We start from the raw sequence: 15256 nt of genomic DNA, 5'->3' as shown, positions 1-15256 counted from the left end.
GGACCTGCCTGCGGAGATGGGCGTGTGCGGCATGACGTGCTGGCGACGCCTGCGCGACTGGCAAGCCGTGGGCGTATGGCAGAGGCTGCACGCGGAGTTGCTGGCGCGGCTGCGAGGTGTCGATCGCATCAACTGGGAGCGAGCCGTCATCGACTCGTCGTCGGTGCGCGCCGTTCACGTTGGCGACCATACCGGACCCAGCCCCGTGGACAGGAGGAAAAAAGGCAGCAAGCACCATGTCCTTACGGACGCGCAAGGCGTGCCGCTGGCTTCGAGCGTCACGAGCGCCAACCGCCACGACTCCACGCAACTGCGCAAGCTGGTGCAGTCCGTGCCGCCAGTGCGTGGCAAGCGCGGACGCCCGCGCAGACGCCCCAAGGCGCTGCTGGGCGACCGGGCCTACGATGCCGAGCCGCACAGGCGTTGGCTGCGCCTGTTGCACATCCGACCGTTCATTGCTCGGCGCCGCACGCCTCATGGCTCTGGGTTGGGCAAGGAACGTTGGGTAGTGGAGCGCACGATCGCTTGGCTGCATCAAATGCGCCGACTGCGTACGCGCTTCGAGCGCCGGGCCGACATCCACCAAGCCTTCCTCACGCTGGGCTGCGCGCTCATCTGCTGGCATCACCTGCAGCCGTCGTAGTTCAAAAGGTTAGAGCCACTCAACTGCTGCCGGGTCATGTCATTCCTAGGAGCGTGATGGCTTACAGCGCCTTGACCAGTTCCGGAACTGCCGCGAACACGTCGGCCTCCAGGCTGTAGTCCGCCACCGAGAAGATCGGCGCCTCCGGGTCCTTGTTGATCGCCACGATCACCTTGGAATCCTTCATCCCGGCCAGGTGCTGGATCGCGCCCGAAATGCCGCAGGCGATGTACAGAGCCGGCGCCACGATCTTGCCGGTCTGCCCCACCTGCCAGTCGTTCGGGGCGTAGCCCGCGTCCACCGCGGCGCGGCTGGCACCGAGCGCGGCGCCCAGCTTGTCGGCCAGCGGCGTCAGCACTTCCGTGAACTTCTCGGCCGAGCCCAGCGCGCGCCCACCGGACACGATGATCTTGGCCGCCGTCAGCTCGGGCCGGTCGCTCTTGGTCAGCTCCCGGCCGACGAAGGCGCTCTTGCCGCTGTCGGCCACCGCGGCGATGGTTTCAACCGCCGCGCTACCGCCGGTGGCGGGAGCGGCGTCGAAGCCCGTCGTGCGCACCGTGATGACCTTGACCGGATCAGCGCTCTGCTGAACAGCGATGGCGTTGCCGGCGTAGATCGGGCGCTCGAAGGTATCGGGCGCGTCCACCTTGGTGATGTCGCTGAGCTGCGCCACGTCAAGCTTGGCCGCCACGCGCGGCGCGGCATTGCGCCCGGCCGCGGTGGAGGGGAACAGGATGTAGCTGTAGCCCCCGGCCACGGCCAGCACCTGCGCGGCCACGTTCTCGGCCAGCTGCGCGCCCAGCGCGGGCGAATCGGCGTGCAGCACCTTGGCCACGCCCTGCACCTGCGCAGCGGCCTGGGCTGCTGAGCCGGCGTTCTCGCCGGCCACCAGCACGTGCACTTCGCCGCCGCAAGCAAGAGCCGCGGTGACGGTGTTGAGGGTCGCGGCCTTCAGGCCCGCGTTGTCGTGTTCGGCGATGACGAGTGCGGTCATGTCAGATCACCTTGGCTTCGTTCCTGAGCTTGTCCACGAGGGTGGCCACGTCGGGCACCTTCACCCCGGCGCCGCGCTTGGGCGGCTCGCTGACCTTGAGGGTCTTGAGACGCGGCGTGACGTCCACGCCCAGGTCGGCCGGCTTGACGTTCTCCAGCGGCTTCTTCTTGGCCTTCATGATGTTGGGCAGCGTCACGTAGCGCGGCTCGTTCAGGCGCAGGTCGGTCGTCACCACCGCCGGCAGCGCCACGGAGATGGTCTCCAGGCCGCCGTCCACTTCGCGCGTCACTTGCGCCTTGCCGTCCGCCACTTCGACCTTGGAGGCGAAGGTGGCTTGCGGCATGTCCGTGAGCGCGGCGAGCATCTGGCCGACCTGGTTGCAGTCGTCGTCGATGGCCTGCTTGCCCAGGATCACCAGGCCGGGCTGTTCCTTGTCCACCAGGGCTTTCAGGATCTTGGCCACGGCCAGCGGCTGTAGCTCGGCGTCGGTCTCGACCAGGATGGCACGGTCGGCGCCGATGGCCAGGGCCGTGCGCAGCGTCTCCTGGCACTGCGCCACGCCGCAGGACACGGCGATGATTTCCGTGGCGACGCCCTTTTCCTTGAGCCGGACGGCCTCCTCGACGGCGATCTCGTCGAAGGGGTTCATGCTCATCTTCACGCCGGCGAGGTCCATGCCCGAGCCGTCGGACTTCACCCGGACCTTCACGTTGTAGTCCACCACCCGTTTCACGGGCACAAAAATCTTCATGACTGGTTCTCCACGTAGTGCTAAGCAGCAGTGCTGATACGCGTTGTGCCGGACGGGGATGCAGCGCGCTTCGCATGCCGGCGCACAACCGATGTGGTCTTGACGGTGGCTTCGCCGTCGATGACGACCGTCTGCCCGACCCGGCAGACCGTTGACAGCACGGCTTGCGCTCTTGCCATGTCGATACTTTGCACAGTGACTGTGGCGTGGACGGTGTCTTCGGGTCGCACGGGCGCTCGAAAATTCACCTGCTGAGCCAGGTAGACGGTACCGGGCCCAGGCAGGCGGCTCGCCACCGCGGCGGAGATGATGCTGGCCGTCAAGAAACCGTGAGCGATACGCCCTTCAAACTTGGTCGTGGCTGCGTATTCCTCATTGAGGTGTACGGGATTGCTGTCTCCAGAGACGCCAGCGAACAGAACGATATCCGCCTCGGTTATGGTCCTGGAGTACGTCGCGTTCATGCCCACACGCAAGTCTTCGATGTCATGGCCCTGAAGCTCGTTCATCTGCACCTCATGTATTCGGATGTTTGCCGGGTCGGACTTTGAACGTCATGGCCGGCAAACGTGGAAGCTTGTGCCCGCACACCGTGGCGCCTTTACGCCGGAGCCACAGGGCAAAGCGACCCAATGTCAGGAATGCAAGTCATCCAGCCAGCGGCCGTCGTGCGCATTCAAGCTCGGTGGAGGAAGTGTCCCGGTTGCCCTTGCTCCGTCGAACACCATTGGGTTGGCGACCATGGGCGGTACATCTGTACTTGGGCTGCTCAGTCGCATGCCACGTGCGAGCACATGCGGGTGGCGCATGACATCGGCGATGTCAAGTATCGGGGCACAAGGCACTGCCAGTTGGTCAAGGATCTGGATCCATTCGGCCGTAGTTCGATGCAGCGTCCATTGCGTGATCATCGAAACGACCGATTCCCTGTGCTCCACCCGCGCGGGATTGGTCTTCAAGCGATCGTCCATGGCGGCTTCCGGGTGTCCGGCAGCCTCACAGAACCTGGCGAACTGCCCGTCGTTGCCCACGGCCAGGACAATGTGGCCGTCCCGCGTGGGAAACACCTGGTACGGAACGATATTCGGATGGGCGTTGCCGATGCGCGTGGGAGCTCGCTTGCCGACCAAATGATTCGACGCCTGGTTGGCCAGCATGGCCACCTGCACGTCGAACAGTGCAGCATCGATGACCCGGCCGCGCCCCGTGTGCTGGCGCTCCACCAGCGCCGCCAGGATGGCGGTCGCCGCGTAGACGCCCGTCATGATGTCCGTCACGGCTACGCCGACCTTCTGCGGCTCACGATCCCGCTCTCCAGTGATGCTCATGAGCCCGCCTTCAGCCTGGATGGCGAAGTCGTAGCCCGCCTTGTGCGACAGCGGTCCCGTCTGCCCGTATCCAGTGATGGAGCAGTAGACGAGCCGGGGATTGATGGCCTGCAGCGTCGTGGCATCCAGGCCGTACTTGGCGAGCTGACCGACCTTGTAGTTCTCAATCAGCACGTCGGCGTCGCGCACCAGTTGCTTCACCAGCGCAATGCCCTCCGGACTGGAGATGTCGACGGCCACCGAGCGCTTGCCCCGGTTGGCACACAGGAAATACGCCGCAACGGGTCCCTGATCGGTGTTCCACCAGGGCGGACCCCAAGCTCTCGTGTCGTCGCCAGTCTCCGGGCGTTCCACCTTGAGCACATCGGCTCCGTAGTCCGCCAGCATCTGACCTGCCCAGGGGCCGGCCAACACACGGGAAAGGTCCAGAACGCGCACACCCGCCAGAGGCCGCGGCGTCGCGGACGCCTCGGCCGTTGCCTGCATGGATGTAGACATGGCTGCGGCTCCTTGCAGGTCAGCTGAACGCCTGGAGGCCCGTGATCGCACGCCCCAGGATCAGGGCGTGGATGTCATGCGTACCTTCGTAGGTGTTCACAACTTCTAGATTCACCAGGTGGCGCGCAACCCCGAACTCGTCGCTGATCCCGTTGCCGCCCAGCATGTCCCTCGCCAGGCGTGCGATCTCCAGGGCCTTGCCGCAGGAGTTGCGCTTCATCATCGACGTCAGCTCCACGGGAGCGACGCCGTCGTCCTTCATCCGCCCGAGTTGCAGGCAGCCCTGCAGCCCGAGCGCAATCTCGGTCTGCATGTCGGCCAGCTTTTTCTGCACCAGCTGGTTGGCGGCCAGCGGCTTGCCGAACTGCTTGCGGTCGATCGTGTACTGGCGTGCCGTGGCGAAGCAGTCTTCAGCCGCACCCAGAGCACCCCACGCGATGCCATAGCGGGCGCTGTTGAGGCAGGTGAAGGGGCCCTTGAGGCCACGCACGTCCGGAAACGCGTTTTCCTCGGGACAGAAAACCTCGTCCATCACGATTTCGCCGGTGATCGAGGCGCGCAGGCCGACCTTACCGTGGATGGCCGGCGCGCTGAGCCCCTTCCAGCCCTTCTCCAGCACGAAGCCGCGGATCTCGCCGGCGTCGTCCTTGGCCCAGACTACGAACACATCGGCAATAGGGGAGTTGGTGATCCACATCTTCGAGCCGCTCAAGCTGTACCCCCCAGCGACTTGCTTCGCACGGGTAATCATGCCTCCCGGATCGGAGCCATGGTTGGGCTCGGTCAGGCCGAAGCAGCCGATCCACTCGCCCGTGGCGAGCTTGGGCAGATATTTCTGCTTCTGGGCTTCCGTGCCGAACGTATTGATCGGCACCATCACCAGCGAGCTCTGCACGCTCATCATTGAGCGGTACCCCGAGTCGACCCGCTCGACTTCGCGGGCGATGAGGCCGTAGCTGACGTAGTTCAGTTCAGAGCCGCCATAGGCCGCGGGAATCGTCGGTCCCAACAAGCCGATCTCCCCCATCTCGCGGAAGATTGCCGCATCCGTGCACTCGTTGCGAAACGCCTCAAGCACACGAGGACGAAGACGGCCCTGGCAATAAGCACGGGCAGCGTCACGCACCGCGCGCTCGTCCTCCGTCAACTGGCTTTCGAGAAGCAGCGGGTCTTCCCATTGGTAGACAGGCTTGTGCTGGGTCGAAGTCATCGTGGTCTCCTTCAATCAATGCGTCGCTACGCGTCGTGCTCTATGCCCGCAAGGACAGCTTCGTTGTCCTGCTGAACGCCATGCCGCTATTAGGCGATTTCTATTTAATTAATTAAACAGGTCATTTATCATTTTTTATTCGCGAAACACGATCAAACCAGGATGCTTGAAAGCAAACAGATCCGCTACTTCCTGGCGGTGGCACAGGATCTCCACTTCGGCCGTGCCGCTGACCGGCTCGACGTCGCGCAGTCCGCGCTGAGTGCACAGATCCAGCGCCTGGAAACTGAACTGGGAGTCAAGCTGCTCAACCGCCGAAAGCGGGCCGCTGTCTCGTTGACCGACGCGGGGCAATTGTTCCTGGCCGAGGCCAGTGCGGCTTGGAAGCAACTGCAGCGCGCGGAGCACGTGGGCCGGCTGGCGGCCCGTGGCGAAGCAGGCCAGGTCCGTCTTGGCTATGTAGCATCGGCGCTGACGTCGGGGCTGCTGACCGACACGCTCAAGGCGTTCCGGCAAGAGCATGCAGGCGTTCAGATGCAGATCGTGCCCATGGAGACGCCCAAGCAGATAGCGGCGCTGGCTGATGGAGTTATCGACGTCGGCTTGGTCCGGCCCCGGCCGCAGTATCCGGAGGGAGTCCGGGCCGAGTTGCTCCGTGCCGAAAAGCTGGAGATCGCGATGGCGGCGGATCATCCGCTGTCCGCGAAGAAGGTCCTGCGGGCGCAGGACCTAAAGGGTGAGGCGTTCATCGTGCCCCAGTTCAACGAGTCGGCCGGCTTCAGCAACAACCTGCGGCGGCTTGGAGAGTTGGGCGGTTACCTGATCGATCCCGCTTACGCGGTCAACGACTTCGTTACCGCAGTGAGCATGGCGTGCGCCGGCTATGGCGTCGTCCTGGCGCCGCAGTCGCTCAAGAACTTCTCTCCAAGAGACATCGTGTTCCGCCACGTCGACGGCTTTGACGATGTTGTCCAGCTAATGATGGCCTACCGGTCACGAGAGCCAGCCCCTGCGGTACAGGCGTTCCTGAAAGTAGCCCGCAGGCTTGTCAGCGACATCACTTGAGGTCCATCAGGGGCTGATGGGTTCTCTGCCGCGTTGAGTCCGCGCAGGGTAGCAAAGCGCTGATGAGGGACAACGCCTGCGCGAGTCACGGTATCGGCCAGTCATGCACCCAGCGCTGGCAAGTCGTCGTGCAGCCCTTTGGCTATGACGACTGCCCGGCTGCGGCCCTGATCTTTGTTCCTGCCTCTTGACTAGGCACCGGAACGTGGATCAAGCCGCCACAGGTCAACGCGAGGCTGACGCTGTCCAAGGTCGCGCCGTTGAGGGCGGTGTTGTTCTGTGCAGCACCGACAAGGTCGGGGCCGCGTCGTAACACCTCAGCAGCGTTTTCGAACGCGTCTGCGGAGCTGTCAGCCGCGTGGGACACCCTCACGCTGGCGCCGCGCCGTGGTGGTCGCAAGCGGCGCCTGTGGCGCCTCTCAAGGTGCCGTGTAGGCCGTCTTCACCGTAGTGAAGAATTCGTTGGCGTGGCGTCCCTGCTCACGAGGCCCATAGCTCGATGCCTTGCGACCGCCGAAAGGCACGTGATAATCCACGCCGGCCGTCGGTACGTTGACCATCACCATCCCTGCCTTCGCATGGCGCTTGAAGTGCGACGCATGCCTCAGTGAGGTCGTGCACAGTCCAGCGGTGAGACCGAACGGCGTGTCGTTGGCCAGCGTGAGGGCATGCTCGTAGTCGTCGGCTGCGATGACGCAAGCCACCGGGCCGAAGATTTCCTCACGAGCGATGCGCATCTCGGGCGATGCATCAACGAACAGCGCCGGCTGCAGGAAAAATCCTTCCGTGGCCCGCTGAACGCGTTGACCACCGCACAGCAGCCGAGCACCCTCTTGCTGTCCGATGGCGATGTATTCCAGATCGACATCCAGTTGCGACTGGTCCACCACCGGGCCGATCTGCGTGCCCGGCTTGCGCGCGTCATCGACCACCAATGCCTCCACACGCTCGCGCAGCGCCGCCACAAAGCGGGGCAGGATGCCCTTTTGCACGATCAGACGGCTTGATGCCGTGCAGCGTTGACCGGTTGAGTAGTACGAACCCTGTACCGCGCATTCCACCGCCACGGCAAGGTCGGCGTCATCCAGTACCACCAGCGGGTTCTTGCCGCCCATTTCCAGTTGGAGCTTGGCGCGGCGCGGCGCGGCGCCGGCGATCACGCGGGCACCGGTGCCCGTCGAGCCAGTGAAGCTCAAGGCATCCACGCTGGGATGATTGATCAGGGCTTGCCCCACTTCGCTGCCGGGACCCATGACGAGGTTGAAGACGCCCGCTGGAAAGCCCGCACGGCTGATGATTTCGGCCAAGGCCCAGGCCGAGCCCGGCACCAGCTCTGCCGGCTTGAACACCACGCAGTTGCCATGCGCCAGCGCCGGGGCGATCTTCCAGGCCGGGATCGCAACGGGGAAGTTCCATGGCGTAATGAGGCCCACCACGCCCACCGGCTCGCGCGTGATCTCGACCTCGATGCCCGGACGCACCGAAGGCGCCTTCTCACCGCCCTGGCGCAGCGCCTCTCCAGCGAAAAAGCGAAATATCTGTCCAGCACGCGCGACCTCGGCCTGCGCCTCGGGCAGCGTCTTGCCTTCTTCCCGTGCCAGCAGTTCGCCTAGCTCGGCTCGGCGAGCTAGCACTTCCGAGGCCACCGCCTCCAGCGCATCGGAGCGTGCCTGAACACCCGAAACAGACCACGCCTGGAAGGCATCGACAGCGGCCTCGACCGCCAGCTGCGCCTGCTTCGCATCCGCCTGTGCGTAATGGCCCACCACGTCCGACACGTCCGACGGATTGATGTTCTCGCGAACACTGCTGCCGGCGACCCACTCGCCGGCGATGTAGTTGGATTTCATTTTCGATCCGACGAGGCACGGCGCCTCAGCCAAAGTGACATGAGACCGACCCAAACTCGCCGTAGTCAGCGACGATGGTGTCGCCCTTGACGACATCGATCGGCCGGATGAATGAGCCTGCCAGCACTACCTCCCCCGGCTGCAAGGTCACGCCATGCGTGTGCAACCGGTTTGCAAGCCACGCGACGCCATAGGCGGGGTGATTCAACACGCCGGCGGCAAGCCCGGTCTCCTCGACTTCGCCGTTTCTGCTGACGATGGCGCCGATGCGTCGCAAGTCGGCATCCAGGAGGTTGGGCTTGAAGGCCCGGCCGCCCAGAACCACGGCCGCATTCGCGGCGTTGTCCGAAATGGTGTCAAGTACCGTGCGCGAGCGGCCGGTCTCAGGGTCGATCCGCTGAATGCGGGCGTCGAGGATCTCCAGTGCCGGCGTGATGTAAGCCGTGGCGTCGAGCACATCGAAGAGATTGCAGTTCGGGCCGGACAGGGGCTTTTCCAGCACGAACGCGAGCTCGGCCTCGACCTTCAGTTGCAGGAAGCGCTCGGCCAGGATCACGGCACCGTCGCGATACAGCATGTCGTCGAGCAAGGTACCGAAGTCGGGCTCATCGATCTTCACCGCGCGCTGCATGGCCTTCGAGGTGAGGCCGATCTTGTGCCCGATCACCCGACGCCCGGCCTCGTGCTTGAGCTGCATCCAGGCCGACTGCACGGCGTAGGCGTCCGCAATCGTCATGCCGTGATGTTCCAGCGAGAATTGCTTGCAGGGAACGCGGGTCCGCTCAGCGTCCTCAAGCAGCCGGGCAGCGCGTGCCAGTTGCTCGGCAGAGAGTGTCGTGGCGCTCATCGTGCCTCCGCCTCCACCACGTTGCGCAACGTGCCGACGCCGCTGACCTCGACTTCCACGACGTCACCGGGCTGCAGGAACCGCGGCGGGTCGAACCGGATGCCTGCACCCGTGGGCGTGCCGGTGGCGATCACGTCGCCCGGTTCGAGCGTCGTGAATGTCGACAGGTACGAGATCAGGTAGGCGAAGTCGAACATCAGGTGGTCGGTCGTATCGTCCTGCCGCGTCTCGCCATTGACTCGCGTGCGCACACGCAGCGGACCGAAGCCTTCCGGATACTCGTCGGCGGTCACGATCCAAGGACCGAGCGCGCCGGATGCATGAAAGTTCTTCCCCTGCGTGACGTTGAACTTGGCATGGTGCACCCAGTCCCGGATCGTGCCTTCATTCATGCAGGTAATGCCGGCGATATGGCTCAGTGCCTTGTCACGAGCAATGCGACGACCACGCTGCCCGATCACAAGGGCAATCTCGCCTTCGTAATCAAGTTGCTGCGATTCGATCGGCTGAATCAGCGGCTGTCCGTGGCCAGCGAATGAGTCAGGCACCCGCATGAAAACGCTCGGGTACTTGGGCAGGTCGCTGCCGTCCTTGTACTCGGCGTTGCGGTGGGCGTAGTTCACGCCGATGCAGAAGATCTTTCGCGGCGCGGGGACCGGCGGCTGCATCTGGACGTCGGCCAACGCAACTTCCGCCTTGGCGCCCTTCAGGGCGGCCTGCGCATTCGCAAGCGCAGCAGCTCCACCCTCGAGCAAGGACATCACGGAGTCGAATACGGGAAGGCGACGGCCGAGATCGACGATGCCGTCCTCGATGGCGGCACCCCAGCAGGCACGACCTTCGTGCCGGTAGCTTACGAGTTTCATGGCTTCTTTCTCAGGGTGCGGTCAGAGGGCTTGGAACTGGAACAAGTTCGTGGGGTTGTCGACCAGAATCTTCCTTAGAACTGCTTCGTCCGGCGCGAACCGGTACAGCAGCTCCATCAACGAGCCCTCGTTGGGTGGCTGCCGTACCGATACCGGGTGCGGCCAGTCGCTACCCCAGACGCAGCGGTCCGGCGCTGCTTCGATGAGGCGCTGTGCAAGCGGCACGACGTCGTCCCAGGGCGGGCCCTGCTTTGAGATCTTTTCAGACAGGGACAGCATTACCCAGAAGTTGCCGCGCTTGAGCAACTCGAGAATGCGTCGCAGGCTCGGATCGGAATCTCCAAGCTCCGGATCTGCGCGGCCCATGTGATCCAGCAGCACCGGCACGTCGAGCTCCTCGAAGGCATCAAGCTGGGCAGCGATGCCGTCCGGTTCAGGCTGCACTTTGACGTACCAGCCAAGCTCCTTCGCGCGGGCAAATGCCCTGGCCTGCTCGGCCGGCGAGAAGCTGATGCCCAGGCCGCCGCGCGTGAAGCGGGCGCCCCGGATGCCGGCGTCGTGCAGCTTCGCCACCGTTGCATCATCGCCCTCCACCAGCACGGCCGCATTGGCGCAGCCGACGTAGCGGCGCGGACCACCGGCATTGAGATGCTGCAGCGCATCCAGCACCACCGCGTGATCGGCGCCATAGGTCGTGGCCTGCACGATAACGCCGCGCTCGATACCGAGCGTTGCATGCAGCTGCTTCGCGACCTGCCAGGTGGCGGTCGGCATCTCATACGCCGCGCCAGGTCGCACAGGGAAGCGATCCGCCGGGCCGAACACATGGAACTGGCTGTCGCACGAGCCGCCTGGCGGCAGGGGAGACGGCGCACGCGGATGGGGGTCGAAGGGAAGATAGGTAGGCATGTCGCTTCCGTCTGGAGGTCAGGCGATGTACGCCGTGAAGCTGCACTCGATGAGCTTGCCCATGTCAAGTTCCGGTGCGTGGATCGCGTGTCGGGCTGGACAAGCCTCGGGATCGGGGAATATCTCAAGCCAGGGCACATTGAGCGCCGGGCGCTGCGTACGGTCCTTCATCCAGACCGTCACCTTCACGATGTCTTCGACGGTTCCGCCCCCGGCCTCGACGATGCGGCGCATGTTGTCGAGCATGAAGCGGCATTGCGCCTCGATGGTCTCGGCCGGCTTGCCCGTGGCAGGGTCGGTACCGAGCACGCTGCCACTTTCCAGCAGAGGGCCCACACGGCACGCTGCCGGTATCGGGTTCTTGTGGCTGAAGCCTTCGATGTAGATGCTGGTGCGGCCAGCGGGAGCGGCGCGTCCGAGGTTGGTCATGGCCATGCTCACTCCGCCACGATGTTGGCTTGCTTGATGATGGGGGTCCACCGGTTGTCCTCTTGGGTCAAGTACTGGGTGAACTGCTGCGGCGTGCTGCCCCGTGGTTCCGAGCCAAGTCCCCTGACCTTCTCCTGCACCGCCTTGTCGGCAAGGATTGTTTGCAATGCGTCGGCAAACCGTTGCACGACTTCCGCTGGCGTGCCCTTGGGCGCGACGATGCCCGTGAAGGTTTCGGCGGTGAGGCTCTTGAAGCCGGCCTCCTGTAGCGTCGGCACGTCGGGCAGCTGCGGCAGGCGCTCGGCCGACGTAACGGCCAGCGCACGCGTCTTGCCTTGCCGAATGAAAGGCAGCGCCACCGAGAGCTGGTCGAAGTTGAAATCGACCTGTCCGCCTAGCAAGTCCGTCGTGGCCGGGGCGTTACCCTTGTACTGCACCGTCAGCCACTTGGCGCCGCTCTCGCGCTGCAGCAGCTCGCTCACGAGGTGGTTCTGGGTGCCAGCGCCGGGAGAAGACATCGTGAGCTTGTTGTCCGGCTTCTTGCCCGTTTCGAGTAGCTGCGCAAGCGTGCGGTAGTTGCCCGCCGCGTGGACCTGCAGCACGAGCGGCGTGAAAGACACCGAGCTCACCGGCACGAAGTCCTTCTTCCAGTCGTATGCGGCGCGCTTGTAGATCAGCGGGGAGAACAGGATCGGGCCGTTGGCGCCCATAAAGAACGTGTAGCCATCCGGTGTAGCGCGGGCAACGCTCTCGCCGGCGAGAAGCCCACCCGCACCGGGCTTGTTTTCCACCAGGAACGGTTGCTTGAAGGTGGCCTGCAGCCGCTCGCTGACGATGCGAGCGACGCTGTCGACATTGCCTCCCGGGGGATATGGCACCACCAGGCGTACAGGCTTTTCAGGCCACTGTTGAGCCAGCGCGGGTGCTGACGCGAGGACCATGGCAGCAGCAAGGAACCAGGGTTTCATCGATGTCTCCAGTCAGGAATCAGTGATCTCGAATGCCTTCACTGTAGGCAGCGGTACGCAATGCCTCAACCGACGTCTCAATTTTTGTTTCGCTTCGTGGACACATTTTTGACGCTCCATCTAGGCTGGTTCCGCAGTGTTTTCAGGCCGCCATACAGTGGCTAGGAGTTTCCATTTGGTCCACGACGTGGACTCCGCAAAGACGCTGTTCCTGCAGCCGCTTGCCTGCCAAATTGCGAGCTCGCGCAAGCCACCGGCAAGAAGGCGATGCAGCGGTCAGGTTTTCGTTGCGGACGCAGCGCGGTGCTTCCCAAGTTCGCTGCGTTGGCTGCGTGTGCGCTTCACTGCTTGGCGCTGTGGCCTTGTGTGCAAACTGATGCTTGGTGGCCGGCAGCCCAAACCCCACGTCTCGGCTTGGTATCAGCACTGTCGCGGACCAAGGCAAGGTCAATCCAAGGCGCCGGCCGCCTTCATCGTTGTGACGCCAACTGTCGCTGGACGTCCCCTGCTTGCGAGGGGCACCGCAAAGTCGTTGCCGCCGAGCGGCACGCGACAGCCAAGCCAACGTCAACTGCGTCGGTCATCGCCACGCCGACTCAGCGGTTGCGCCCCTGGTGCGCCACATGGCTTGGTGGTGACGATGTCCAACGTCGGCCTGACCCGAGACCGCGCCCCACGGCGTGCGACTCGCGGCCTGCTTCATGATTCTTGCAGCGATTGCTCGGGCGCTCAGTAGGTGCTCGCAACCTGAGGTGCAGCGGTCTGTACGAACTTGCGTGCAACCGCTTCGGCACCACGCGCCAGAACCAGCATGTCGATTGAGACCGCAACGAACAGTGCCCCGAGTGCGAGGCATTCCCGTGCCCGCGTTTCATCAGCCATCAGGATGCCTGGAGCTTTGCCGCAGGCGAGAATGCGGGCAATTGCTTCATCGATGGCCGCTCGCACCTCAGGGTGTCCAGGATTGCCTGGATGACCCATGCTGGCCGACAGGTCGGCCGGACCAATGAACACGCCGTCAACCCCGTCTACGGCAGCTATGGCCTCAAGCTGATCGAGCGCTTCGACGGTCTCGACCTGCACTATCAGGCACAGTTCCTCGTGCGCATGCTGCAAATAGCCGGCTGTTCTTCCAAAGTTCGATGCCCGCATCGAGCCTCCCATGCCGCGCATGCCATGCGGGGCGTACCGCATCGCACGCACGGCTGCCGTCGCCTCATCGGCGTTCTGCACGAAGGGCAGCAGCAGGCTCTGTGCACCGATGTCGAGATACCTCTTGATCAACACCGGGTCATTCCACGCCGGCCGCACCACCATCGAGCTGGCGGGCCGCCCCTCGGCAGGCACTGCCGATGCTGCTGCTTGGAGCTGCGCGAGCATTTGTGGCACGTCGGTGGGGGTGTGCTCCGCGTCCAGAAGAATCCAGTCGAAGCCGGCGCCGGCAATGATCTCCGTGACGTAGGAGGCAGGCAACGTCGACCAAAGGCCGATTTGGGGCCGGCGTTCTGCAAGCGCCCTTTTGAAGTGATTGATCCGCATGCCAATGACTCTAGGCATGCGCGCGCTTCCCGCAAACCAGAAACTTCTACTTTGTTCCGTCTCGTGGACACCTGGATCTCGTTTCCGGTGGACCGCTCTAGCTGTGGCGGCCTACCATTTGACCGTATTCGGCCATTGGCATGATTCCATATACTGGACATTGACTATGAAAATCCTTGCCTGCGATCTCAATCCTCAACAGACCTACCGGCTCATCACGGGCATCGTCGTGCCGCGCCCGATCGCCTGGGTGTGCAGCCGATCACTTGACGGCGTCCTGAACCTGGCACCTTTCAGTGCCTTCACTTTCGTCTCTAACAAGCCGCCGATGCTGGGTATCAACATCGGCCGCAAGGCCGGCGTTCGAAAAGACACCGGCCGCAACATCCACGAGACGGGGGAATACGTTGTCCATATCGGCGACGAAGCCCTCGTCGAGCCCATCCACGAGAGTGCCGTCGAGCATCCACCCCAGATCAGCGAAGTCGAGTTGCTGGGGCTTGCCGTGACACCGAGCGACCACATCGGCGTGCCCCGGCTGGTTGCGCCGCCCATCGCCATGGAATGCCGTCTGCACCAAGCCATGTCGTTTGGCGATACGGGGGCCGAGTTCATCGTTGGCGAGGTACTGGCGTTTCACATCCGGGACGGGCTGGTGCACGAGGGGAAGATCGACTCCATGGAGCTGAATCCCATATGCCGCCTGGCGGGCCCGAACTACGCGACGCTGGGCCGGACCATCACGCTGCGCACGCTTGCTCAAACGGACAAGTCATTGATGCCTGGATCCGTCAGGCTATGAGGAAAGACAAGTCACCACCGCCAGAGGAACCGGCGCCGCCGGATGACCATGAGGCCGTTTCCGGTGTGCAGAGCGTTCGCCGCACGATGGCGGTGCTTCGGCTCGTGGCCTGCGGTCAGGAGCAGGGCGTGCGTGTGAGCGACATTGCCGCCATGTCCGGCCTGAGCCGTCCCACGGTGCACCGCTTGCTCAAGGTGCTGGTACAGGAGACAGCGGTAGAACAAGATCCGCTGACACGGCGCTACTTGATCGGCCCTGAGCTGGCTCTGCTAGGACTGGCTCGGGCAAGCCGGTTTCCGATTCGCACGATTGCGGAACCGTTCCTGCGCGCGCTGGCGGAGCAAATCGGGGACGCTGTATTCATCAGCGTGCGGCATGGCGCTGATTCGGTGTGCATCGGACGTTACCTGGGACACCACGGCATACAGGTCTGAGGTGCCCCTCGTTTTTCGCCTTCCAACTGGCCGCTCTTATGCCGCCTTCGGCTGCTGAGCTTGCTGCTTGCTGATCCAGCTTTGCAGGAACTCCTGCGGTGAGCAGTAGCCCAACGTGGAGTG

At 64.0% G+C, this 15256-nt stretch carries 16 protein-coding genes; 4 read left to right on the top strand and 12 right to left on the bottom strand.

The annotated features are described in order from the left end of the window. The coding region (locus FJ694_RS33860) for an IS5 family transposase (RefSeq protein WP_157271927.1) at positions 1-643 on the top strand (643 nt) is incomplete at its 5' end. Positions 644-704: 61 nt separating this feature from the next. On the opposite strand, the gene FJ694_RS33855 is transcribed toward FJ694_RS33860, so the two are convergent. From FJ694_RS33855 to FJ694_RS33835, 5 genes are all read right to left on the bottom strand, one after another. Continuing rightward, positions 705-1637: an electron transfer flavoprotein subunit alpha/FixB family protein gene (locus FJ694_RS33855; RefSeq protein ID WP_157271926.1), complete on the bottom strand. Its 933-nt coding sequence runs from the start codon at positions 1635-1637 to the stop codon at positions 705-707. 1 nt (position 1638) lies between these two features. After that, on the bottom strand, positions 1639-2388 hold the full coding sequence (locus FJ694_RS33850; protein ID WP_157271925.1) for an electron transfer flavoprotein subunit beta/FixA family protein: 750 nt from the start codon (positions 2386-2388) through the stop codon (positions 1639-1641). A 20-nt stretch (positions 2389-2408) separates the two neighbouring features. Next, the gene (locus tag FJ694_RS33845; RefSeq protein WP_157271924.1) at positions 2409-2897 is read right to left on the bottom strand and encodes a MaoC family dehydratase; all 489 of its coding nucleotides are present in this window, start codon (positions 2895-2897) and stop codon (positions 2409-2411) included. Between the two features lie 126 nt (positions 2898-3023). Beyond that, on the bottom strand, positions 3024-4214 hold the full coding sequence (locus tag FJ694_RS33840; protein WP_232540345.1) for a CaiB/BaiF CoA transferase family protein: 1191 nt from the start codon (positions 4212-4214) through the stop codon (positions 3024-3026). A gap of 19 nt (positions 4215-4233) precedes the next feature. After that, the gene (locus FJ694_RS33835; protein ID WP_157271923.1) at positions 4234-5424 is read right to left on the bottom strand and encodes an acyl-CoA dehydrogenase; all 1191 of its coding nucleotides are present in this window, start codon (positions 5422-5424) and stop codon (positions 4234-4236) included. A gap of 162 nt (positions 5425-5586) precedes the next feature. On the opposite strand from FJ694_RS33835, the gene FJ694_RS33830 reads away from it, so the two are divergent. After that, positions 5587-6489, top strand: a complete 903-nt coding sequence (locus tag FJ694_RS33830) for a LysR family transcriptional regulator (RefSeq protein ID WP_157271922.1) — start codon at positions 5587-5589, stop codon at positions 6487-6489. A 419-nt stretch (positions 6490-6908) separates the two neighbouring features. Here the strand turns inward: FJ694_RS33830 and FJ694_RS33825 are convergent, their stop codons facing one another. The 7 genes from FJ694_RS33825 to FJ694_RS33795 form a co-directional block, all read right to left on the bottom strand. Beyond that, complete coding sequence (locus tag FJ694_RS33825; RefSeq protein ID WP_157271921.1) at positions 6909-8339, bottom strand: aldehyde dehydrogenase family protein; 1431 nt, start codon at positions 8337-8339, stop codon at positions 6909-6911. Between the two features lie 25 nt (positions 8340-8364). Next, positions 8365-9186, bottom strand: a complete 822-nt coding sequence (gene hpaH / locus FJ694_RS33820) for a 2-oxo-hept-4-ene-1,7-dioate hydratase (protein WP_157271920.1) — start codon at positions 9184-9186, stop codon at positions 8365-8367. Next, positions 9183-10052, bottom strand: a complete 870-nt coding sequence (locus FJ694_RS33815; protein ID WP_157271919.1) for a fumarylacetoacetate hydrolase family protein — start codon at positions 10050-10052, stop codon at positions 9183-9185. The genes hpaH and FJ694_RS33815 overlap by 4 nt, the downstream gene beginning before the upstream one ends. A 21-nt stretch (positions 10053-10073) precedes the next feature. Next, on the bottom strand, positions 10074-10961 hold the full coding sequence (locus tag FJ694_RS33810; protein WP_157271918.1) for an amidohydrolase family protein: 888 nt from the start codon (positions 10959-10961) through the stop codon (positions 10074-10076). A gap of 18 nt (positions 10962-10979) precedes the next feature. Further along, positions 10980-11396, bottom strand: a complete 417-nt coding sequence (locus FJ694_RS33805; RefSeq protein ID WP_232540344.1) for a RidA family protein — start codon at positions 11394-11396, stop codon at positions 10980-10982. A gap of 2 nt (positions 11397-11398) precedes the next feature. Then, the gene (locus FJ694_RS33800; RefSeq protein WP_157271917.1) at positions 11399-12358 is read right to left on the bottom strand and encodes a Bug family tripartite tricarboxylate transporter substrate binding protein; all 960 of its coding nucleotides are present in this window, start codon (positions 12356-12358) and stop codon (positions 11399-11401) included. Positions 12359-13087: 729 nt separating this feature from the next. Beyond that, positions 13088-13897 carry an aldolase/citrate lyase family protein gene (locus FJ694_RS33795; protein WP_157271916.1) on the bottom strand — a complete coding sequence of 270 codons (810 nt, stop codon included), beginning with the start codon at positions 13895-13897 and terminating at the stop codon, positions 13088-13090. A gap of 166 nt (positions 13898-14063) precedes the next feature. Between FJ694_RS33795 and FJ694_RS33790 the strand changes: the two genes are divergently transcribed. Both FJ694_RS33790 and FJ694_RS33785 read left to right on the top strand, forming a co-directional pair. Beyond that, positions 14064-14699 carry a flavin reductase family protein gene (locus tag FJ694_RS33790; protein WP_157271915.1) on the top strand — a complete coding sequence of 212 codons (636 nt, stop codon included), beginning with the start codon at positions 14064-14066 and terminating at the stop codon, positions 14697-14699. Further along, the gene (locus FJ694_RS33785; protein ID WP_157271914.1) at positions 14696-15133 is read left to right on the top strand and encodes an IclR family transcriptional regulator; all 438 of its coding nucleotides are present in this window, start codon (positions 14696-14698) and stop codon (positions 15131-15133) included. Before FJ694_RS33790 ends, FJ694_RS33785 begins: the two co-directional genes overlap by 4 nt. Positions 15134-15256: the final 123 nt, after the last annotated feature.

Source organism: Azohydromonas aeria (genome assembly GCF_009760915.1).
Lineage (GTDB): Bacteria > Pseudomonadota > Gammaproteobacteria > Burkholderiales > Burkholderiaceae_C > Azohydromonas > Azohydromonas aeria.
This window is presented reverse-complemented; position numbering and strand designations above follow the sequence as displayed.

Bases quoted from the DNA above. Each gene is read 5' to 3' on its own strand.
- FJ694_RS33855 (WP_157271926.1), bottom strand. From the start codon at position 1,637: ATGACCGCACTCGTCATCGCCGAACACGACAACGCGGGCCTGAAGGCC.
- FJ694_RS33850 (WP_157271925.1), bottom strand. From the start codon at position 2,388: ATGAAGATTTTTGTGCCCGTGAAACGGGTGGTGGACTACAACGTGAAG.
- FJ694_RS33845 (WP_157271924.1), bottom strand. From the start codon at position 2,897: ATGAACGAGCTTCAGGGCCATGACATCGAAGACTTGCGTGTGGGCATG.
- FJ694_RS33840 (WP_232540345.1), bottom strand. From the start codon at position 4,214: ATGTCTACATCCATGCAGGCAACGGCCGAGGCGTCCGCGACGCCGCGG.
- FJ694_RS33835 (WP_157271923.1), bottom strand. From the start codon at position 5,424: ATGACTTCGACCCAGCACAAGCCTGTCTACCAATGGGAAGACCCGCTG.
- FJ694_RS33830 (WP_157271922.1), top strand. From the start codon at position 5,587: ATGCTTGAAAGCAAACAGATCCGCTACTTCCTGGCGGTGGCACAGGAT.
- FJ694_RS33825 (WP_157271921.1), bottom strand. From the start codon at position 8,339: ATGAAATCCAACTACATCGCCGGCGAGTGGGTCGCCGGCAGCAGTGTT.
- hpaH (WP_157271920.1), bottom strand. From the start codon at position 9,186: ATGAGCGCCACGACACTCTCTGCCGAGCAACTGGCACGCGCTGCCCGG.
- FJ694_RS33815 (WP_157271919.1), bottom strand. From the start codon at position 10,052: ATGAAACTCGTAAGCTACCGGCACGAAGGTCGTGCCTGCTGGGGTGCC.
- FJ694_RS33810 (WP_157271918.1), bottom strand. From the start codon at position 10,961: ATGCCTACCTATCTTCCCTTCGACCCCCATCCGCGTGCGCCGTCTCCC.
- FJ694_RS33805 (WP_232540344.1), bottom strand. From the start codon at position 11,396: ATGGCCATGACCAACCTCGGACGCGCCGCTCCCGCTGGCCGCACCAGC.
- FJ694_RS33800 (WP_157271917.1), bottom strand. From the start codon at position 12,358: ATGAAACCCTGGTTCCTTGCTGCTGCCATGGTCCTCGCGTCAGCACCC.
- FJ694_RS33795 (WP_157271916.1), bottom strand. From the start codon at position 13,897: ATGCGGATCAATCACTTCAAAAGGGCGCTTGCAGAACGCCGGCCCCAA.
- FJ694_RS33790 (WP_157271915.1), top strand. From the start codon at position 14,064: ATGAAAATCCTTGCCTGCGATCTCAATCCTCAACAGACCTACCGGCTC.
- FJ694_RS33785 (WP_157271914.1), top strand. From the start codon at position 14,696: ATGAGGAAAGACAAGTCACCACCGCCAGAGGAACCGGCGCCGCCGGAT.